Here is a 19,618-nt window from a genome sequence, read left to right on the forward strand (position 1 = left end):
AGCTATGACAGGCTTTAGCTCCCTCGATGGTGAACAGACCTTCCCTTGGCTTCCCTCTGGCCCGGCGCTACTCTTCGCCCCGGCTGACCGTCCGGAACGTTTCCAGAAAGCTGCTGAACGATCGGACATGGTCATCATTGACCTGGAAGACGGCGCTGCCGTTGACAATCACGAGCAGGCACGTGCGAACATCATCAACAATCCGCTCGACCCGGAGACGACTATTCTTCGGATCACCGGTCCCGGGACTCCGACCTTCGCGGAGGATGTCGCCTTTGCCCGTGCATGTGACTACGACATCGTCATGGTGCCCAAGATTCGAGACTCCATCCCCGCAGAGCTCGAAGGGTTGAAGATCATCGCGATGATTGAAACCCCGCAGGCCATGATTAATATCCAGCAGATTGCCATGCACCCGGACGTTGTGGGTCTGTTCTGGGGCGCCGAAGACCTGACCGCCGAACTCGGTGGCGTGTCCTCGCGCCAGAGTGTGGATGAAAACCCTCGTCGCCACTACCGCGATCCGCAGCGATTGGCTCGTGCACTCGTTCAGGTGCATGCAGCTGCGGCGGGTATTGCCGCCATTGATGCCGTTCATACTGACTTTCGCGATGAGCGCGGCCAGTACCTAGAGGCTCTCGATGCCGTGGGCTGTGGTTTCCTGGCTACGGCCTGCATCCACCCGGCGATGGTGCCGCCGGTGCGCAAGGCATATAAGCCGTCGGAAGCAACGCTCGCCCGCGCCCGGAAGATTGTCGATCACGCAGGTACGCACACTGGCGCCTTCCAGCTCGATGGTGAAATGATTGACGCGCCCGTCGTAAAGCAAGCCGTGGCAGCGCTCGCGCGAGCGGGAATTACGGAGTAACTAGCGGCGGGATTTCGCCAGGTTCTCGGTGATCTTCCGATCGATGCGGCCGAAGTTGTAGTACGCCGCACAGGCACCTTCGGGGGAGACCATGCAGGTGCCGATGGGGGTCGCCGGGGTGCAGGCAGTGCCGAAGACCGCGCACTGCCAGGGCTTGATGTGGCCGGTGAGCACAGAACCGCATTCGCAGGTCACGGGGTCTGGGATACGGCGCCCCGGCACCTGGAAACGACGCTCGGCGTCGAATGCCGCGTATTCCTCAGAGATGCCGAGGCCGGAGTTTTCAATCCAGCCGAGACCACGCCACTCGAAGGTGTCGCGGAGGGAAAAGACGCGGTCCATAAGTTTCTGCGCGGTGGTGTTGCCGGAAGAGCGAACGACGCGCGCGTACTGGTTGTCCACCCGGGACTTACCGGCAGCAACGTCGCCGCTGACGAATTGATCCAGCAGCATGACGACGGCCTGGAGCACATCCAATGGCTCAAAACCGGTGACAGCCACTGGCAGATTGAACTCGCGCGGCAGGAACTCAAAGGCGTCCGTGCCGGTGGTTGTAGCCACGTGACCTGGGCCGATGAAACCATCGACCTTGGTTTCGCCGCCGTTGACGATGGCGCGCAGTGGCGGCTCGATGAGTACGTGGTTGGAAAATACGGAGAAGTTTTCCACTCCCTGCCGGCGCGCGGCCTCAATGGTCACGGCAGTCGACGGGGCGGTTGTCTCAAACCCAACGGCGAAGAAAACGACCTGCTTATCGGGGTTATCGGTGGCGATCTTCAGCGCGTCGAGAGGCGAGTAGACAAAGCGCACATCGGCGCCGCGCGCACGTGCCTGCATCAGCGACGTTTCGGACCCCGGCACGCGCATCATGTCGCCGAAGGTCGTGAAAATGACGTCTTCCTGCTGTGCCAGCCAAATGGCATCGTCGACGCGACCCATGGGGATGACGCAGACGGGGCAGCCGGGTCCGTGGATCAGCTCGATGTTTTCGGGTAGGAGGTTTTCCAAGCCGTAGCGGTAAATGGTGTGCGTGTGCCCGCCACAGACTTCCATCAGCGCGATGGGCTTCTCCAGCTTGGTGGCCTCGCGTTCAATGCGTGCGAGCAGCTTCTTCGCAGCGGCGGGATCGCGGAATTCGTCAACGTATTTCATGGTGCCGTCCAGCCCCTCAGTTGATCTGTGACGATGAGAAGGATTCCAGCTCATCCTCGTAAGTGTCGCCGCCTAGCTGTTTGATTTGCTGGAGCGAAAGTCTGGCTTCTTCCTCGTCGATCTTGCTCATGGCGAAACCGACATGTACGAGAACCCAGTCACCGGCGGTGAGGTTCTCGTCAACAAGTAAATCGGTGGAAATCATGCGTGCGACGCCACCAATTTCCACTGTTGCACGGGCAGCATCGTGGACTTCTGTGATGACGGCAGGGACACCAAGACACATACGCTTCTCCTCGTTTGCAATACTTATCGAGACTACCATCAGAGGCAGCGAACCTCGTTTTCGAAGGACGAGTGACGCAAGCAGTTTTGTCCGCCACCAGCTGTGAAGTTAGGGATAGTGAGCATGCAGCCGAAGAATCGTCTGAACACCAACGAAGCCAAGGTAAACACCAATATTGGTCGCGTTCGGGCACGTCCGTTCAGGCTTCTCGACGATTATGTCACCTTGCAACACGGCTCCGGTGGAAAGGCCTCCGCAGCTCTGGTTGAACAGGTCTTTTTCGACGCCTATGGCAATGAAATTTTAGGGCAGGGTGGCGACTCCGGGCTGTTCGCTGCCGATGCCGTCGTCGAGGCTGCGGCAGCTTCTGCACATGGTGGGGCGCGGTTGGCAATGTCCACCGACTCCTATGTGGTCAATCCCATCGAGTTCCCGGGCGGCGACATCGGGGATTTGGCCGTCAACGGCACGATTAACGATCTGGCGGTAGCTGGAGCCAGGCCCCTGGCGCTGACCGCATCGTTCATTCTGGAAGAGGGGCTGGAGATTGCGACTCTGCGCCGCATTGTGGCGAGTATGCGCGTCGCTGCCGATGCCGCAGGGGTGAGCATCGTCGCCGGCGACACCAAGGTTGTGCCGAAGGGCGCAGGTGACCAGGTCTACATCACCACGGCCGGGGTGGGCGTGGTCCGCGGCGACTACGCCGGTGCCGCTACGGCAGGATCTGTCTACGCAAACATCGAGGCCGGAGACCGCATCCTCGTCTCCGGTCCAATCGCCGATCACGGCATGGCCGTCATGCTCGCCCGCGGCGACTTGGCTCTGGCCGCGCCTATTGAGTCCGATACCCGCGCTGTCAACGGTCTGGTCGAAGCGCTACTTGAAGCTGCACCCGGCACTCGCTGGATGCGCGATGCCACCCGCGGCGGCCTCGGCACGGTCGCCAACGAGCTCGCCCGCGGCACCGGTCTTGGTGTCGTGCTTGACGACGAATCCATTGCAGTCCGTGACATGACCCGTGGCGCCTGTGACATGCTTGGCATCGATCCGCTCTACGTCGCCAATGAAGGTACCTTCGTCGCCGTTGTCCCCGCCGAGCAATCCGAGGCAGCGCTCAGTGCACTCCACGCAGCCGGGGCTTCCGAGGCTTGTGATATCGGCTCCATCGAGGACGAGCCCGCCGCTTCCGTGGTACTGGTCACCGGATTCGGTGGCACCCGCATGGTGGACATGTTGGTCGGCGACCCGCTGCCGCGCATCTGCTAGACATCCATGCCCGTTGCCGCCAGCAGGCGGCCGGCCACCGCCTGACCAAGACTCAATCCGCCATCGCCCGGCGGCACAATTTGATGCTGCAACAGAGTAATGCCCTCAGCTGCAACTTCGCGCCGCAGCAGCTCCATCAACAGCGCATTATTCGCGCAACCCCCGCTGATGCCGACAACATCGGTGCCGGCTTCCTCCGCAGCCTGCACCAATCGCTTGGCGACGACACCCGCGACCCCACCGTGAAATACAAATGCGGCCTGCTCAACGTCAGGCGATGCTACCGCCTCCCGAATGGCGTCCTGGAAGGGCACTGGCTTGGTCTCTGAACTGACCGCTTCAAGCGCTTCCGCATGTGACCTCACGTAGCGAGTCGCCGCTGCCTCCAACTCCATGGCCGCTTGCGCCTCGTAGCTGATGGCCCCGCCACCGCGCCAGCGAGGAAGCAGCAGAGCTGCGGCGGCATCGAATATGCGGCCGAGAGAAGACGTTTGCACTGTGCCAACTCCCGTCGCCAACTGGCTTTTAACCAGGGCTACTTCGCGCTCGTTGGAGAGATTGCGCAGGAGGTGGTCGTCGTCAAGCCCCCAAGCATGAGCGAGACCGAGGGCGAGCCGCCACGGGTGCGTGACGGCGCGATCTCCACCGACCAACGGGAAAGTGGGGCAGTGCCAGGTGCGTTCCCAGTTTGCGGAACTGCGACTGAGCGTGAGAACCTCGCCGCCCCAGATGGACCCATCGGTGCCATAGCCGGTGCCGTCGAGGGTGGCGACGACGGCGCGACCCGCATTGGGGGAGAGGAGACGGTGCTCCGCGAGTAGGGAGAGCGCGTGTGCGAAGTGGTGCTGAACTGCGAGGAGTTCGATGTCGTGCTCGGCGGCGAAGCGTTCGGCGAAGGTGGTAGTGGCGTAGCCCGGATGAAGATCGCAGACGACAATTTTCGGGGTCGCATCGCGCATGGAAAGGAGCTGGTCAACTGCTCTCTGGTAGGCCTTCTGGCTGGCCCACGAACCCATGTCGCCAATGTGCGCAGAGACGTGAGCGAGGTCCCCATGCGCGATAGCGAAAGTGTTCTTCATCTCTCCGCCGGTCGCGAAAATGGTGGGTTGGGACGTGCTCCGGGCGCTGGTGCCAGGGCCAGGGCCAGGGCCAGTGTGGCTACGAGAATCGGTGGGCGTGATTGAAACGGGGACGGGAGCGAAGCCGCGGGACCGGCGCGATGGGGCGGTGCCGATGAAAACCGAATCTTCAACGGGTACGTGGATTTCGCGGTCGTGGAGGATGAAAGCGTCGGCGATGTGACCGAGCTTCTTCAGCGCGTCGGCATTGTCGGTACAGACGGGCTCGCCACTGAGGTTGCCGCTGGTGACCACGAGCGGGCGATCGCAAAGCAGCAGGTGAATGCCTGAGTACGGAAGCATAATCCCGAAGCTGTCGAGGCCCGGTGCGATGAGATTGGAAAGCGGCCCCGACCGCTGCTTCGGTGCAATCACAATCGGTGCCTCAGGGGAGTCGAGGAAACGCTTCTCCTGCTCAGTTAACTTAACCAGTTGGGCAGCAGTGTCAACAGTGGGGGCCATTACCGCCAACGGTTTGTCGGGTCGACGTTTGCGCATCCGTAGTTTCTCGCAGGCAGCGTCATTGGTGGCATCGCAGACCAGGTGAAAACCACCAATACCTTTGACGGCGAGCAGGGCGCCGTCGTCAAGCAGTGCGTGTGCGCGACGAAAGAGCGCGAGAACCTCCTCGCGGGAGGTGGCGGTGGTGGTGCCGCCTGCATCGTGCCAGCTCAGACGCGGGCCACAGTCGAAGCAGCTGATTGGCTGAGCGTGATAGCGGCGGTCGGTGGGGTCGGTGTACTCGCGCTCGCACGGGGTGCACATCGGAAAGGCCGCCATAGTGGTGCGCGGGCGGTCGTAGGGCAGTTCAGTGATGATGGACAGGCGCGGTCCGCAGTTGGTGCAGGAGATGAAAGGGTAGAGGTAGCGCGGGTTGGTAGGGTCGAAAAACTCACGGCGGCAGTCCGGGCACAGTGCAGTGTCGGGCGGAAGCAGTGCGCGGCCGGAGTAGCTGTGGCGAGAGGGCACGATGGTGAACTCGCGCTCATGGCCCAGTGTCGCGATGTGCTCGGCGGAGTGATTGATGATGCGGGCAAGCGCCGGCAGTTCGGTGAAAAGCTGGCTGCGGAAGGCAGCGAGGGCGTCCGACGTGCCTTCTACCTCGATGAATACGCCCTGCTCATCGTTGCCACAGAAGCCGACGAGACCCGCGCGCCGGGCGATGGTGGCGACAAAAGGGCGGAATCCGACCCCCTGGACGATACCTTCGATACGCCAGCGAATGCGTTGAATGCTCGTACCCATCCCCGCCCCGGTCGCGCCTGCCTTTTCCATGCATTCAACTTTACGTAAGCGGCTCGGGTCCGTTCGCACTGCTAGTTTGGAGATTGTGCACGAAGTAGCGTTGAGCATGCAGTTAGCGAAGGTTGTCACGAGAGCAGCCGAAGGTCGAACTGTACGCACTGTGCACCTGCGGATAGGCGCTCTACGGCAGGTTGTGCCAGAAACCCTTTCATACGCGTGGGATTTCGTCAGTCGCGATACCGGTTTGGGGGACGCGAAATTGGATATTGACTGGGTACCTGCGGTTGTCGAATGCGCGCACGGGCATCGCGAACAGGTGGGGCCACTCGACGGCCTGCTGTGCCCCACGTGTGGAAAGCCGGGACGCGTAATCTCGGGGGAAGAGTTCACAATCGTCGACATCGACGTCGACACGCACAAGTAGGAAAGACGGTTTTATCATGGGACGTTTCCACCGGCATGACGGCGATGACGCACACCACCATCACCACCATCATCATGACCACGACCATGACCACCATCACGGCCATGACCACGTTCATCTCGCCGATCCCGATGACACTAGCCACGGCGACCACTCGGGTTATGAAACCGGCGTGGAACGCGTGACCATCCTCGAGGACATCTTCAGCGAGAACGACCACCGCGCGGAGCATAATCGCGAGCTGCTTGCTGAGCATGGCGTGGAAGCCATCAACCTGATGAGCTCCCCGGGTTCAGGCAAGACTGCGCTGTTGGAGAAGACACTGGCGGCTGCGCAGGGAAAGCTGCGCGTCGGCATTATCGAGGGCGATATTGAGACGGCTCTCGATGCCGACCGCCTGGAGGGTTATGGGGCACAGATTTCGCTGCTGAACACGGGCAACGGATTCGGTGGTGAATGCCACTTGGACGCCCCGATGGTCTCCCGCGCGCTCGAGGGGCTGGATCTGTCCACGCTTGACCTGGTCATGATTGAAAATGTGGGAAACCTTGTCTGTCCGGCTGAGTTTGAGGTCGGTGAGACTCGCAAGGCAATGGTCTACTCCATCACCGAGGGGGAGGATAAGCCGGTCAAGTACCCGGTGATGTTCCGCTCTGTACAGGTGGTGGTTATCAACAAGATGGACCTTGCCCCGTACCTTGACTTCGACATGGAGCTCTTCCGCGCCAACCTGGAAAAGGTCAATCCAGGCGTGAAGGTGATTGAGGTCTCCGCTAAGACCGGGGAGGGCATCGACGAATGGCTCCGTTGGGTCAACCCTGCGCTGGTTGATTAAGCGCGCGCCGGGGGCCGTCGTGAAGCAAGGGGGGCGTCACAGCATGCTTGACGACGGCCCCGTTACCCCCCCCTCGCTTCGCTCCACCTTAGTGGGGGATAGGTGATATCCCGCTGTAATCTGCGGCGGTTTTTCACGTTCACTACCTGTACCTGGAGCTATATTTACGCAACATTTATCTTGCATATTATTTTGTTATAACCGCAGCGCAGCACCATTATTCAGGTTGTTCTTAGGTCGCTATACTTGGCCATGTATAGGCAATGGGCCTTGGTAGTTGTAAAACCTCGAAACCAATATTCCTAATAACTAAGCAGAAGGCGCAGCGAAAAAATGATTAGTGGCGCGAATTGGCAGGAAGGGACCCTCGGCGAAAACCTCGCTAGAGCTGGTGTCTCACGGCGCAGTTTCATGAAGTTTTGTGGCACTATGGCGGCAATTTTTGCCGCCGGAACTCCGAATGTCGGTGAGGCTGCGGCGCAGTCACTGACTCCCTCGGCGGAGGAAATCGCAGATAAGCTCTCGGCTGTAAAGAAGCCGAAGGTGGCTTGGCTGCAGTTGCAGGAATGTACCGGATGTATGGAATCCGTATTGCGTTCCGGAGGCACCACTGCTGAAGATGTGGTGCTGAACCTGGTTTCGATGGACTACAACGAGCTGCTCATGGCACCGTCCGGGCATGCGGCTGAAAAGGCTTTGGACGACATGAATGCCGAGGATCACATTCTGGTGGTCAATGGCTCGATTCCGACCGGCGAGAACGGTGCGTACTGCACCATTGGCGGTAAGTCGGCAGAACAGGTGCTGCTCGAGGCTGCTGAGAAGGCCACGGCAATCCTGGCCGTTGGTGCCTGCGCAGTCTGGGGTTCTGTCCAGGCTGCTAAGCCGAATCCGACCGGTGCCAAGGGTGTCGATGAGATTATCAAGGACAAGCCGGTGATTAACGTCTCTGGTTGTCCGCCGATTGGTGAGGTGATTACGGCCACCCTGACGTACGTACTCACTTATGGCAAGACACCGGAGGTCGACGCTGAGGGGCGGCCAAAGTTTGCCTATGACCAGCGTATTCACGACTCCTGCCCGCGTCGCGCGCATTACGATGCCGGTCAGTTCGTGAAAACCTTCGACGACGAAGGCGCACGAAACGGCTGGTGCCTTTACGAGGTCGGCTGTAAGGGGCCATCCACGTTTAGCCCATGCCCAATCGTGCAGTGGAACCTTAAGTCCGGTTGGCCAATTGGTGCTGGTCACCCATGTATTGGCTGTACTGAGAAGGACTTCTTCGACCAGTTCACTCCGTTCTACGACAAGCTGCCGGGAATCCCGGGTATTGGAGTGGAGTCCAGCGTGAACACGGTCGGCGTTGGACTGCTGGCTGCCACTGCCGCAGGTGCCGCGGTCCATGGCGGACTCACACTGGTGAAGGAACTGAAGATAAGGCGCTCCAACGGCGAAGAAAAGGTGTTGGCTGCGTTTGGTGGTGTGGAAGGCCGGAAGCCACCGATGGTCGACCTTCCTTCAAACGCACCAGGCACGCAGAGCGAGACAGCATCCGATTCGAAGGACAACTAAGGGGGCATAGGACATGGCTACGGAAAAAGTTGTAATCGACCCGATTACCCGAATCGAGGGACACCTTCGCATTGAGCTGGAACGCGAGGGAGACCAGATCAAAACCGCGTGGAGTGAGACTACTCAGTTCCGCGGTATCGAAACCATTGTGAAAAACCGCGATCCTCGCGATGTCTGGGCATTCGTTGGTCGTATCTGTGGTGTGTGCACGGGTACTCACTCGGTGGCGTCCATTGCCGCTGTCGAAGATGCCATTGGCTCGACACCGCCCCCGCAGGCACGTCGTATTCGCGACCTGGTGATTGGCTCGCAGGAGATTCACGACCACGTCGTGCACTTCTACCATCTTCACGGTCTGGACTGGATTGATGTCACGAAGGCTCTCGAGGCAGATCCGAAGAAGACCGTTGAGTTCGCGCAGTCGATCGGCTCGACGTGGAAGGGCAACAACGAAGAAACCTTCGCCCGGGTCAAGGAGACCGTGCAGGGCATTGTGGACTCCGGCCAGCTGTCCATCTTCACCGGCGGCTACTGGGGACATGAGGACTACCGCTTGCCGCCTGAGGCCAACCTGATGGCAGTGTCGCACTACCTCGACGCCTTGGCTTTCCAGCGCTCTATCATCCGCATTAACACCGTCTTCGGCGGTAAGAATCCACACCCGAACTTCCTGGTCGGAGGCATGGCGTGCTCCATCGACCCGGAACGCTCTGAGACGGTCAACCAAGTCGGCATTGATCAGATCAAGTCCTGGATCGACGAGATTGTGGAGTTCGTCAATGACTGCTTCTACCCAGATGCAGTCGCCATCATGAGCGTTTACAAGGACTACTTCGACATCGGTCGCTCCTCCGACAGCTTCCTGGCGGTAGGCATGGCCGGCGCCACTTACTCCGGCGACCCGGCTAAGTCCCGTGTCCAGACCGTGCATCCAGACATCAAGCCCGGTGTCATTCTCGACGGTGACTACACCAAGCTCCACCCATTCCAGCCGGAAAAGATCGAGGAATTCATCAACTCCGCCTGGTATACGCAGGAAGCCGGCGATGATGTCGGCCTCAAGCCGTATGACGGCGAAACAACTGTGAACTACACCGGCCCGAAGCCGCCGTACGAGTGGTTGTCGGACAATGAAAAGTACACCTGGTCGAAGGCGCCGCGTTACGACGGTCGCGCTGTTCAAGTTGGCCCGGTTGCTCGTGTGCTGTTGGCATACCTGCAGAAGGAGCCGGAGACAATGCGCCTGGTCGACGAGGTCATGGATAAGCTCGACCTGCGCATTGAGCAGATGAACTCCACTGCGGGACGCACCTACGCACGTGCTGTGGAGTCTGTGACCACCGCCAATTACTTGGCAGATCACATTTTCCCGGAGTTCGTTGAGGCCCTGAAGAACGGCGACATCGATGTCTTCGACAACAGCCGTTGGGAGCCGACCACGTGGCCGGAAAAGTGCCAGGGCGTGGGCTTCCTCGAGGTCGCTCGTGGCATGCTCAGCCACTGGGTCAAAATTGAAAATGGCAAGGTGACCAACTACCAAGCCGTGGTTCCCACCACGTGGCTGGCCGGTGGCCGTGACCCGAAGGGGCAGCTTGGCCCATACGAGCACGCGCTGGCTGGCGATGGCACACATCCGCTGGTTGATCCCGAGCAGCCGCTTGAACCACTTCGCACGATTCATTCCTTCGATCCATGTATGGCCTGCGCAGTCCACATTTTGGATCCGGCTGGTCAGGAAATGTTTAAGGTGACGACGGCATGACACCCCCAGTGAGTGAAAATCCGGAACTGCGACTAAAAGATTCCAAGGGCAACCCCCTGGTTATTGCGGTTATTGACGCACACACCAGCCACTGGTTGTCGCCATCCGAGGTCATTCAGGCCGCAGCAATTGTCCCGGACGACTCCCGCGATCCTGTCGACCTTGCGCTAAAGGTCAGCTTGCGTCGTCGTCGTGACGATCTTTTCCACCTCGACGGCACGCCACTGATGAAACTGACCCCGGATTCCTACGACCCGGCGACGCCTGACCGCCGTTACTCCATTGCCAAGGTGCACGGCCTCAACATTGCGGATCAAACGGTCGATGTCGCCATCATGCGCGGTGAATTGAATGCGGTCGTTGAGGCATCCACGATGTCCCGTGAGGAAGGCGTTCTACTTCGTCGTAACGCGAACATGCATCATGGTCGCGGGCACCGCAGCATGGGCGTCGCGCTTGCGCCCATTGACAAAGACGGAAATATCATCGGAGAGTTCATCTTCGAAGGATTCGTGGCAATGGGGCTGCGGAAACTCGACGAGGCCATTGCGGAGAACAAGAAGGGCTCCGGTTCGTGGGTCGAGGTTCACCTGTGGGGATGGGCGCTGCGCGTTCAACATTGGTTGAACCTGGCGCTGATGTTGGTGATGACCTTTACTGGCTGGTACATCATGCAGCCCTATTTGACTGAGCGCACCTATGACGGCTCGGCCGCGGGATTCGCGATGGGATATGTCCGTTTCGCGCACTTCTTAGCCGGATTCCTATGGATCGCGGTGGGGCTATGGCGTGTCATTCTGCTGTTTGTTACCCACGACCGACAAACACGATGGCGTGCGCTATGGCCGATTTATAACAAGCAGGATGTTAAAGACCTCTGGCACACGATGCAGTACTACCTCTTCCTGCGCAAGGAAGGGCCGTTCTACTTCGCACACAATCCGCTGCAGCAGCTGGCGTACACCGGCATTTACGCGATGTGTTTCATCCAGATGCTCACAGGTTTGTCGCTATACGCGATGATGGACCAGTCCAACTGGTTCTTCCAGCTGTTGGCTATGCCCACGCACTGGATTGGCATCGGCTACTTCCGCCTGATTCACACAATCATCATGTACCTGATTTGGCTCTTCGCCATCATTCACGTCTACCTGGTTATCCGCTCTGATGCGGTACACAACCACGGTGGTCTGTCCTCGATGATTGGTGGCTCTGTCTGGCTACCGCGCGGCACGCAACCGGTTGACTCTCCACGCATTGGATAGGAGATCATTGGGTAACGATAAGGTGTCCGACGCAGTCACCGGTGCTGATGCTGGCACTCCGTTGGTGACGGTTCTTGGCATCGGCAACCCCGTCATGGGCGACGACGGCATTGGTCTCGAGCTGCTGAGGCGCCTTGCCCCAGAACTGGAATCTGCAGGCATGGGGCAGACAACGCAGGCCGGGGATTCTGCGCATCTGGTCTGGTCGCCCTCCAACCTCGATAATCCTGCGAACCTCGCCGGGCGAGGGGACGAATGGACGGGTGCGGTTGCCTACATCGATGGTGGCACCTGCGGTATGGAGTTGCTGCCCATCGTGCAGGAGGCCAAGAACCTATTGTTGCTCGACGCTCTCGCTGGTCCGGGGGATCCCGGTACCGTCGTCAAGCTCGTCGGTGACCAGATCCCTAGACTATTGGCGGCAAAGCTGTCCGCGCATCAGGTCGGCTTGCTGGATTTGCTCACCGCGGCGCGACTGCTGGGGCAGGAGCCTGAGCGCGTCGGTGTGGTGGGAGTGGTCTACGAGTCTGCCGACATGGTGGTGGGGCTCAGCAACACGGCACTTGGCGGCATTGAGGAAGCGACTGAGGTTGCGCGTGAGCTCATCGACAGCTGGCTTGCCGACGAGCGCGACAGTGACGTCTAACCCTCGCCCTCAGCGCTGACCTCAATACTGGAGATTTCAAACTCGCGGCCGTGCCGCAAATCCGCAGTTGGGGTGCCGCAGACAGGGCAGGTTAGAGCATAGAATTCATCAATTTCATGCTCAGCCTCGCAGGTGGGGCAGTAGACCGTCGAGACAATGAGCTCGGCATCTAACTCGGCGCCCTCACACTGCGTCGCGGCACTGGCCACAGGCCATGCGGCGATGAGGGAATCGTAGACGACCCCGGAGCGGTCGCCCACACGCATTGACACCTTTGTCACGGTACGTCCCGGGCAGACCTCGGCAATCTTTTCCACCACGCTGGTCAACAATCCAAGCTCATGCACAGATACCATTATGGCGAAGCACTCAGCGCGAAGGAGGCGCAGGCGGACCATGTCATCCAAATCCGTTCCGGTTACCCAGCACATCCAGCTCGATGAGCTTGTTGACCCATTCGAGGCACGACTGGATGTCTATCGCGATGACAACGGCGCCATCACACAGGTGTCCTTCGACCTTTCAGGGCTGCCGCGTATCGACGGGATGCTCGTGGGCAAGCAGGCATTAGATGTGCCAGATATCACCAAGCGGCTGTGTGGCCTGTGCCCGGTTGTGCATCATCTTGCAGGTGTACGGGCGGTGGAGGACCTCTACGGGATTTCCGATATTCCCCGCACCGCACAGTTGATTCGAGAGCTGCTGGCGGCCGGGTCGGCCTTGGATAATCTAGCGACCAAGTTTGTGGCCGCCGACCGCGAGGGGGCGCGGGCAATGAAGCGTGCGGGAAAAGCTCTGATGCGTGCAGCGGGGGCACCGTCGCACTTCCCGGATGTCGCCGTCCCCGGCGGTGTGCGCGCGGCAGTGGATAAGACGCTTGTTTCTGAGGCCGAAAGTGCTCTGGAGGCGCTGGCTGAGACGGCGGTAATCAAGGAAGTGGAGCTTCTTGCCGCCCCCGATGCTTCTGATGCTTGGACGGATACTTTTGACGGTCTCGACGTCGCAGTCGTCGACGCTGACGGTGAACTTGCTCCGCTGGGAAATTACCTGGCAGTCGCGCGGCACGACACCGATACCGCAGCGCAGATTTTCCCGGCTGCTGATTGGCCTACACGTGTTCGGGAATCCCGTCCGGGCGATGCCGCTCCCAGGCCGGTGTTTGATGCCTCGAAGGAGCTGGGCAAGGATGGTTGTGAAGGTCAGCGGGCAGATTTTTACCGGGTGGGGCCGGTCTCCAGGCAGGTTGTCGTCGATAAGCGTGGAATCAGCCCACGCGACGCCCAACGCCAGCTTCTCGCCGACACCGTGGCCTGGGCGAAGCGGGTGCTTGCCGACGGGGAGCTGCTCGGCGACCATGTGTGCAATCCGAATGCTGCGACGGCGATTGAGAATGCTGACTTTGAAGGACATCGCAGTGGTGTCGGGATGATTGACGGGCCACGTGGGCTGTTAGTGCATCGTTATACGGCAGGAGCTGACGGCATCATTACGGATTGTCAGATTATGACACCGACTGCGCAGAATGAACCCTGGCTGACGCGTATGCTTACCGAGCAGCTGTGCGGTGGCGGGGAGACTGCGGGGGTCGAGAAGTCGATTTGGGCCGCTGATCCGTGCCTACCGTGTAGTTCGGCACCTGCGGGAGTGATGACATTCACGATGCAGGAACATGCCGGTGCACCTGCGGACAATATAACAACGGATAGCCCTGGTTCGGCGGACGCCCGACTGTAGTGGAGAGGACGAAGTAACACGATGTGTCTTGGAATTCCTGCCCGGGTTTTGGCAATCGCCGATGGTCCATTGCCGATGGCGACGGTGGATATGGCGGGGCAGAAGCGGCAATGCTCGGCAATGTACGTGCCTGAGCTGGTGGCAGGTGATTGGGTGTTCGTCCAGAACGGGTTCATCATGAACGTGCTGGACGAACAGGAGGCCAAGGAGGCCTTGGCCGCAATTGAGGAATATAACCTCATCGAACATGTCGCTGAGGTCTCCCCGAAGGGACGGGCCTAGTTCACGCAGGTCACGCCGGCGGCGTCGATAGCGGGGCGATCTTCCTGCGGAATTGCCCCGCCTTCCTGGCCGATGACATCGCCATTGGAACCATCTTCGACTTCAGGCGCGGGTTCGGCACCGTCGCCCGAATCAGCGGCCATTCCCTCTGATGTCAATCCCGGGCCTTCGTAGTCACCGGCAATTGTCACTGAGATGTGGTGCGGGTCGAGGTATGGATCGTGGACAATCGGTACGCCACCGAGTGCCTCAGAGATGGCCTGCGCTGCCGGATCCTCTGGGTCAGCCGCATTGATCTGGCTGGAGGCAACGCCGGCGAACTCAGCGTTGCCGACCTCGCCCTGGGTGTAGCCCTTTTCCGTTAAGAAACCTGAGACGCCGCTGGCCAAACCTTCAATGCCTGTGGCGTTGTAAACGCTGACCGTAGTTTCAGCCGCGTTGGGGTCAGCCTTCTTTTCGTCTTCTTCCTTCGCCGGAGCTTTTTCTTCCTTGGTGCCCAGCAGGGTCTCGAAGTACTTGTGAACCTGGCCCTTATCGATTGTGACCACCGACTCGCCATAGTCACCGACACCGTCAATCGAGGTCACCGGGATAGTTTCAAACTTCACGTTGCCACCACTGAGGCCCTGCATCTGGGTAGCAAATCCGGTGACATCCCAGTTGTCGTCGAGTACCACCGAGCGCTGGACAGCATTGCCCAGTTCAGACAGCTTCGCGGGATTAGACAGTGTGCCAGCGCCGAGCAGCTTATTGGTGAACGAGGCCATGAAGACCTGCTGGCGAGTAATTCGGTCGAGGTCACCGCGGGGCAGACCATGGCGTTGGCGGACGAATGAGAGCGCGTCGGCACCCTTCAACGTCTGTGAGCCCGCTGGGAAATCTGCACCCGAGAACTCGTCGTAGACAGCCTCATTCAGACATACATCGACACCGCCGATGGCGTCGGTGAGCAGGACGAAGCCGAGCAGGCCAACTTCTGCGTAGTGGTCAACGGTGATACCGCTGAGGTCGCTAATGGTTTCAATCAGAGCTCTGCGCCCGGCCTCAGTCGAGCGACGCTCAATATCTTCCGGCGAGGCCCCGCTTCCTGCGAGTTCCTCTTCCACCATTTGCTTTGTGTTGCCGTAGACACCATTAATCTTTGTGTTGCCTAGACGATTGGTGTGGACATAGGTATCGCGCGGAATGGAAATTGCCGTCGCTGAAGAACCATCGGCAGGAACACGAATCACAATAATCGTGTCTGTATTCGTGGCTTCTTCGTCGCCGGCACGCAGAAGCTCAACTTCTTCCGGAGTCAGCGGGTTGCCCTGGGCATCGGTGCGGGAGTCGGAGCCGACGAGCAGAATATCGGTTGCACCGTCCTTCTCACTGCCTAGACCGAAGTCGCCACCCGAACCCAAGTTGTCGGTGGTCCTACCAAGTGTCCACCAGCCAACTGCGGAAATAACCAGGATAATGGCTGAGAGCAGCACAAGCGCATTGCGCAGCATCGGCGGCCAAGCTTGGGCTGTACTCTCTGCAGAGGACGGTGGCGCTTGAATATCGCGTGCGTGACGCGCGCGTGGCGTGTGGCTGCTCAAACCGGGGCTCCTCTTAAACCGTTTTTCGAAAATATAATTTGTGCTGCATGTCTGCGTGGGCATTCCACACATCGTGGAGGGCAGTAAGCGGCTGCGGAAACTACATAAACCTTAACCGTCCAACCGTGTGCGGTTGCACCTCAACACAGTGTCAATCCGTATCCGGTTACACCTCAACACAGTGTCAATCGTATCTACGATAGTGATGAAGAAGAATATGTCCGAAATTTCAGTCTCGCATTTCGCCACTCCTGGACCAACCCACAGCAACTCGCGGCGTCCCATTGTCGCCATAACTGGTGCGGCGGGACAGCTGGGTACTGCGCTTCAGTGTGATCCTTTTGCCGCCGATGTTGAGGTGCGCGCTCTCACTCGGGCACAGTTGGATATCACTGATTCGGCTGCTGTGGAGGCAACGCCTCTGCTTGACGACGTCGACATCATCATTAACGCGGCAGCGGCGACCGATGTCGATGGCGCAGAATCCGATCCCGGTTCGGCGCACCTTATCAATGCACTTGGACCGAAGTACTTGGCGGCTCGGGCGAAAAAGGAAGACGCGTATCTCATTCACATCTCCACCGACTATGTCTTTGGTGATGTAGCAATCGATGAGATGACGGGGCAGCGTCGAGCGCTGCGAGTTGATGATTTCACCGCGCCTCGGACTATGTACGGACGTACCAAGTTAGTGGGGGAGAGTAATGTGCATGATTCGGGTGCGCGTTTCGCTATTTTGCGCACGGCGTGGGTCTGGTCGGGGCCCACACAGCCGGAGGCCAAGGACTTCGTTTCCACGATGATTCGTCTGGCAGAGACGGCGACTGACGACCAGGGCAACCCGGCAATTATTAAGGTCGTTGACGATCAGCACGGTAACCCCACCTTTGTTGGTGATCTCGCCGGGGCTATCTGGGAGTTGTCCGAACGTGTGTTGTCTGAACCGAGCAGCGCACCGACCGGCACCTTCCATGTCACGGGCAGCGGTGAGGCGACATGGTTCGAGGTGGCTCGCGAAGTGTTTCGGCTCACCGGTCACGATCCGCAGCGTGTGGTGGCTTGTACCAGCAGTGAGTTCCCACGTCCGGCCCCACGTCCGGCCTGGTCCGTGTTGGATGGTTCGGCATGGAGTGAGGTAGGTCTACATGCACTTCCGGAGTGGCAGGACACTTTGCGAGCAGTCCTGACCTAGGGTCTAGGTTTGTGATTGAAACCTCGAATTCCCCGCAACCCTCGCAGCTTCCGCTCGGTGTGGTCACCGTGACCTTTTCGCCCGGTGAGCACCTGAGCAAGCTGGTGGATTCGCTGGGCCCCGCCGCCAGTGCCTCCACGCGTCTGATTATGGCCGACAACGGCTCGACGGATGGTTCCGTGGAGAAGGAAGAAGCTCGGGCCAAGGAGACCGGAGCGGATGTTCAGCTTCTGCGCACCGGCGGCAACATTGGCTATGGCGCGGCCGCCAACCGTGGCATTGCGGAGCTGGGGCGGGCTCGCCGTGCTGGTGAAATCAATCCTGATTACGTCATGCTGGTCAACCCTGACGTGGTGTTTGCCCCTGGCGCAATCGATGTTCTGTTGGAATGCGCGCAGCGCAATCCCAAAGCTGGAGCGATTGGTCCGCTGATTCGCGAGGCGGATGGCAGCGTGTACCCGTCGGCACGCGCGGTTCCTAAACTTGTCAGCGGTATCGGACACGCGCTGCTTGCCGATATCTGGCCTACTAACCCTTTCTCACGTCACTACCGGGATGACACGGATATGGATCGTGAGCGATCGGCGGGATGGTTGTCGGGCGCATGCCTGCTGCTGCGGTGGGATGCGTTCGACCAGATTGATGGCTTTGATACCCGCTACTTCATGTACATGGAGGACGTGGATTTGGGTGACCGACTGGGCAAGGCCGGTTGGAGCAATGTTTTCTGTCCCCGTGCAGAGATACGTCACGCGCAGGGACATTCTGCCAGTAAGCACCCGGAAATTACCGTAAAGGCCCATCACGAGTCGGCATACCGTTTTATGTCAGATCGCCTGCCGGGGCCGGCGCTGGCACCTGTGCGACTGGCATTGCGTTTGGGGCTGTTCCTGCGTGGCAAAGTCATAATCGCGGTCAAAAAGCGTAGGAATTAATTAACTGTTGGAATGATCCATCGAAGAAAGTTACCGATTTCATGACTACCGAAGTTCGTCCGAGTGCTGGGCATGGCTCCGCCTTCCAGCCGGGAGCGGATGCTGCACAGCAGGCGGGAGCCACGTTGGCTGAACAGACTGACGCTGTCATTCTGGTTGGCGGGCAAGGTACGCGTTTGCGTCCCCTTACCGTGAATACGCCGAAGCCGATGCTGCCCACGGCAGGGCATCCATTCCTGGAGCATCTGCTTGGCCGCATTCGTGCAGCAGGTATGAAGCACGTGGTATTGGGCACCTCCTACCGAGCTGAAGTATTTGAAGAACACTTCGGCGACGGTTCGGATTTGGGTCTCGAAATTGAATACGTCTTTGAGGCTGAGCCGCTGGGTACCGGTGGCGGTATCCGAAACGTCCTAGACAAGCTGCGCTATGACACCGCAATGATTTTCAATGGCGATGTCCTCGGCGGTACCGACTTGCGCGCGGTGTTGGGCACCCACGCGGAGAAGGATGCGGACGTCACGATGCACCTCGTCCGTGTGCCGGATCCACGCGCGTTCGGCTGTGTTCCGACCGATGAGGATGGGCGCGTCCTGGAGTTCCTGGAGAAGACCCAGGATCCGCCGACCGATCAGATTAATGCCGGTATCTACGTGTTCCGCCGCGAGATTATCGAGTCGATTCCGGCTGGTCGCCCCATCAGCGTTGAGCGTGAAATCTTCCCAGCGCTGCTTGACCGCGGTATGAACGTCTACGGTCACGTTGATTACGCCTACTGGCGTGACATGGGGACTCCGGGTGACTTCGTCCGCGGCTCCTCTGATTTGGTCCGCGGTATCGCGCCGTCACCACTTCTAGAGGGTAAGCACGGCGAAGCGCTTGTCGACGAATCTGCGTCGGTCGGTGGCGGTGCTCTTCTCTACGGTGGCTCTGTTGTCGGCCGTGGGGCGGAGATTGGTGCGGGAGCTCGGATTGATCAATCGGTGATCTTCGACGGCGCACGCATCGGTGCCGGTGCTGTAATCGAGCGCTCTGTGATTGCCGATGGTGCCGATATTGGCCCGCGAACGGTCATCAGTGATGCCATTATCGGCGAGGGTGCCGTCGTTGGTGCGCGCTGTGAATTGATCAACGGTATCCGTGTGTGGCCGGGCGTCCAGATCCCCGATCACGGAGTACGTTTTTCGACGGATGTCTAGTCTGCAGCCTTCGGCGTGTCAGACTTTTGTCGGCAATATCTGATTAGAGTTGCCGAAGTGTCGCCAAAGTTGCTGGTGAGAGGCATGTGGTGAATGTGATTGAGTTTGGGTGGCAGGTTTAGGGTTCGGGCACCATCCTTCAACCTGAACTTAATCCCCAACGCGGGGGGAGGGGCTTCAGGGGCAATGAAAAGTATTGGGGCAAATTCTCTATTCGGCTTGACCGATGGTGGGTTACACGTGTGTAATCACAA

At 59.4% G+C, this 19,618-nt stretch carries 18 protein-coding genes; 13 read left to right on the forward strand and 5 right to left on the reverse strand.

From position 1 onward, the window contains the following. The first annotated feature begins 4 nt into the window (after positions 1 to 4). Positions 5 to 868 (forward strand): CoA ester lyase, encoded by an 864-nt coding sequence (locus EGX79_02730; GenBank protein AYX81195.1) that lies wholly within the window; start codon positions 5 to 7, stop codon positions 866 to 868. On the opposite strand, the gene hypD is transcribed toward EGX79_02730, so the two are convergent. Continuing rightward, positions 869 to 2,020 (reverse strand): hydrogenase formation protein HypD, encoded by a 1,152-nt coding sequence (hypD, locus tag EGX79_02735; protein AYX81196.1) that lies wholly within the window; start codon positions 2,018 to 2,020, stop codon positions 869 to 871. It abuts the gene before it with no gap. 16 nt (positions 2,021 to 2,036) lie between these two features. Beyond that, positions 2,037 to 2,306: a HypC/HybG/HupF family hydrogenase formation chaperone gene (gene hypC / locus EGX79_02740; GenBank protein AYX81197.1), complete on the reverse strand. Its 270-nt coding sequence runs from the start codon at positions 2,304 to 2,306 to the stop codon at positions 2,037 to 2,039. A gap of 123 nt (positions 2,307 to 2,429) precedes the next feature. Between hypC (EGX79_02740) and hypE the strand changes: the two genes are divergently transcribed. After that, a complete protein-coding gene (gene hypE, locus EGX79_02745; protein ID AYX81198.1) occupies positions 2,430 to 3,572 on the forward strand; it encodes a hydrogenase expression/formation protein HypE in 1,143 nt (380 codons plus the stop codon). Here hypE and hypF read toward each other — a convergent pair. Next, entirely contained in the window at positions 3,569 to 5,965 is a 2,397-nt protein-coding gene (hypF, locus tag EGX79_02750; protein AYX81199.1) for a carbamoyltransferase HypF, read from the reverse strand. The two genes, hypE and hypF, sit on opposite strands and share 4 nt — an antisense overlap. Here hypF and EGX79_02755 point away from each other — a divergent pair. The 6 genes from EGX79_02755 to EGX79_02780 all read left to right on the forward strand — a co-directional run bounded on the left by EGX79_02755 (position 5,964) and on the right by EGX79_02780 (position 12,439). Then, on the forward strand, positions 5,964 to 6,359 hold the full coding sequence (locus EGX79_02755) for a hydrogenase maturation nickel metallochaperone HypA (GenBank protein ID AYX81200.1): 396 nt from the start codon (positions 5,964 to 5,966) through the stop codon (positions 6,357 to 6,359). The two genes, hypF and EGX79_02755, sit on opposite strands and share 2 nt — an antisense overlap. 16 nt (positions 6,360 to 6,375) lie before the next feature. Then, positions 6,376 to 7,194 carry a hydrogenase accessory protein HypB gene (hypB, locus tag EGX79_02760; protein ID AYX81201.1) on the forward strand — a complete coding sequence of 273 codons (819 nt, stop codon included), beginning with the start codon at positions 6,376 to 6,378 and terminating at the stop codon, positions 7,192 to 7,194. 333 nt (positions 7,195 to 7,527) lie between these two features. Further along, entirely contained in the window at positions 7,528 to 8,766 is a 1,239-nt protein-coding gene (locus EGX79_02765; protein AYX81202.1) for a twin-arginine translocation signal domain-containing protein, read from the forward strand. Between the two features lie 13 nt (positions 8,767 to 8,779). Continuing rightward, entirely contained in the window at positions 8,780 to 10,528 is a 1,749-nt protein-coding gene (locus tag EGX79_02770) for a nickel-dependent hydrogenase large subunit (GenBank protein AYX81203.1), read from the forward strand. An 8-nt stretch (positions 10,529 to 10,536) separates the two neighbouring features. Further along, on the forward strand, positions 10,537 to 11,793 hold the full coding sequence (gene cybH / locus EGX79_02775; protein ID AYX81204.1) for a Ni/Fe-hydrogenase, b-type cytochrome subunit: 1,257 nt from the start codon (positions 10,537 to 10,539) through the stop codon (positions 11,791 to 11,793). Positions 11,794 to 11,854: 61 nt separating this feature from the next. Further along, complete coding sequence (locus tag EGX79_02780) at positions 11,855 to 12,439, forward strand: hydrogenase maturation protease (GenBank protein ID AYX82693.1); 585 nt, start codon at positions 11,855 to 11,857, stop codon at positions 12,437 to 12,439. Here the strand turns inward: EGX79_02780 and EGX79_02785 are convergent. Then, positions 12,436 to 12,786: a hydrogenase maturation nickel metallochaperone HypA gene (locus EGX79_02785; protein ID AYX82694.1), complete on the reverse strand. Its 351-nt coding sequence runs from the start codon at positions 12,784 to 12,786 to the stop codon at positions 12,436 to 12,438. The two genes, EGX79_02780 and EGX79_02785, sit on opposite strands and share 4 nt — an antisense overlap. Positions 12,787 to 12,835: 49 nt before the next feature. On the opposite strand from EGX79_02785, the gene EGX79_02790 reads away from it, so the two are divergent. Further along, positions 12,836 to 14,173 (forward strand): reducing hydrogenase subunit alpha, encoded by a 1,338-nt coding sequence (locus EGX79_02790; protein AYX81205.1) that lies wholly within the window; start codon positions 12,836 to 12,838, stop codon positions 14,171 to 14,173. A gap of 21 nt (positions 14,174 to 14,194) precedes the next feature. Further along, positions 14,195 to 14,455, forward strand: coding sequence for a HypC/HybG/HupF family hydrogenase formation chaperone (gene hypC, locus EGX79_02795; protein AYX81206.1), 261 nt, complete (start codon positions 14,195 to 14,197; stop codon positions 14,453 to 14,455). On the opposite strand, the gene EGX79_02800 is transcribed toward hypC (EGX79_02795), so the two are convergent. After that, positions 14,452 to 16,038 carry a LytR family transcriptional regulator gene (locus tag EGX79_02800; GenBank protein ID AYX81207.1) on the reverse strand — a complete coding sequence of 529 codons (1,587 nt, stop codon included), beginning with the start codon at positions 16,036 to 16,038 and terminating at the stop codon, positions 14,452 to 14,454. The two genes, hypC (EGX79_02795) and EGX79_02800, sit on opposite strands and share 4 nt — an antisense overlap. A gap of 217 nt (positions 16,039 to 16,255) precedes the next feature. Between EGX79_02800 and rfbD the strand changes: the two genes are divergently transcribed. The 3 genes from rfbD to EGX79_02815 are packed head-to-tail and all read left to right on the forward strand — an operon-like array spanning position 16,256 to position 19,364. Continuing rightward, the gene (gene rfbD / locus EGX79_02805) at positions 16,256 to 17,230 is read left to right on the forward strand and encodes a dTDP-4-dehydrorhamnose reductase (protein ID AYX81208.1); all 975 of its coding nucleotides are present in this window, start codon (positions 16,256 to 16,258) and stop codon (positions 17,228 to 17,230) included. Between the two features lie 11 nt (positions 17,231 to 17,241). Next, entirely contained in the window at positions 17,242 to 18,165 is a 924-nt protein-coding gene (locus EGX79_02810; protein AYX81209.1) for a glycosyltransferase family 2 protein, read from the forward strand. A 41-nt stretch (positions 18,166 to 18,206) separates the two neighbouring features. Then, positions 18,207 to 19,364 carry an NDP-sugar synthase gene (locus EGX79_02815; GenBank protein ID AYX81210.1) on the forward strand — a complete coding sequence of 386 codons (1,158 nt, stop codon included), beginning with the start codon at positions 18,207 to 18,209 and terminating at the stop codon, positions 19,362 to 19,364. Positions 19,365 to 19,618 lie beyond the last annotated feature (254 nt).

The sequence above is a fragment of the Corynebacterium jeikeium genome, from assembly GCA_003955985.1.
GTDB lineage: Bacteria > Actinomycetota > Actinomycetes > Mycobacteriales > Mycobacteriaceae > Corynebacterium > Corynebacterium jeikeium_D.

Bases quoted from the DNA above. Each gene is read 5' to 3' on its own strand.
- EGX79_02730 (AYX81195.1), top strand. From the start codon at position 5: ATGACAGGCTTTAGCTCCCTCGATGGTGAACAGACCTTCCCTTGGCTT.
- hypD (AYX81196.1), bottom strand. From the start codon at position 2,020: ATGAAATACGTTGACGAATTCCGCGATCCCGCCGCTGCGAAGAAGCTG.
- hypC (AYX81197.1), bottom strand. From the start codon at position 2,306: ATGTGTCTTGGTGTCCCTGCCGTCATCACAGAAGTCCACGATGCTGCC.
- hypE (AYX81198.1), top strand. From the start codon at position 2,430: ATGCAGCCGAAGAATCGTCTGAACACCAACGAAGCCAAGGTAAACACC.
- EGX79_02755 (AYX81200.1), top strand. From the start codon at position 5,964: ATGCATTCAACTTTACGTAAGCGGCTCGGGTCCGTTCGCACTGCTAGT.
- hypF (AYX81199.1), bottom strand. From the start codon at position 5,965: ATGGAAAAGGCAGGCGCGACCGGGGCGGGGATGGGTACGAGCATTCAA.
- hypB (AYX81201.1), top strand. From the start codon at position 6,376: ATGGGACGTTTCCACCGGCATGACGGCGATGACGCACACCACCATCAC.
- EGX79_02765 (AYX81202.1), top strand. From the start codon at position 7,528: ATGATTAGTGGCGCGAATTGGCAGGAAGGGACCCTCGGCGAAAACCTC.
- EGX79_02770 (AYX81203.1), top strand. From the start codon at position 8,780: ATGGCTACGGAAAAAGTTGTAATCGACCCGATTACCCGAATCGAGGGA.
- EGX79_02790 (AYX81205.1), top strand. From the start codon at position 12,836: ATGTCATCCAAATCCGTTCCGGTTACCCAGCACATCCAGCTCGATGAG.
- hypC (AYX81206.1), top strand. From the start codon at position 14,195: ATGTGTCTTGGAATTCCTGCCCGGGTTTTGGCAATCGCCGATGGTCCA.
- rfbD (AYX81208.1), top strand. From the start codon at position 16,256: ATGTCCGAAATTTCAGTCTCGCATTTCGCCACTCCTGGACCAACCCAC.
- EGX79_02815 (AYX81210.1), top strand. From the start codon at position 18,207: ATGACTACCGAAGTTCGTCCGAGTGCTGGGCATGGCTCCGCCTTCCAG.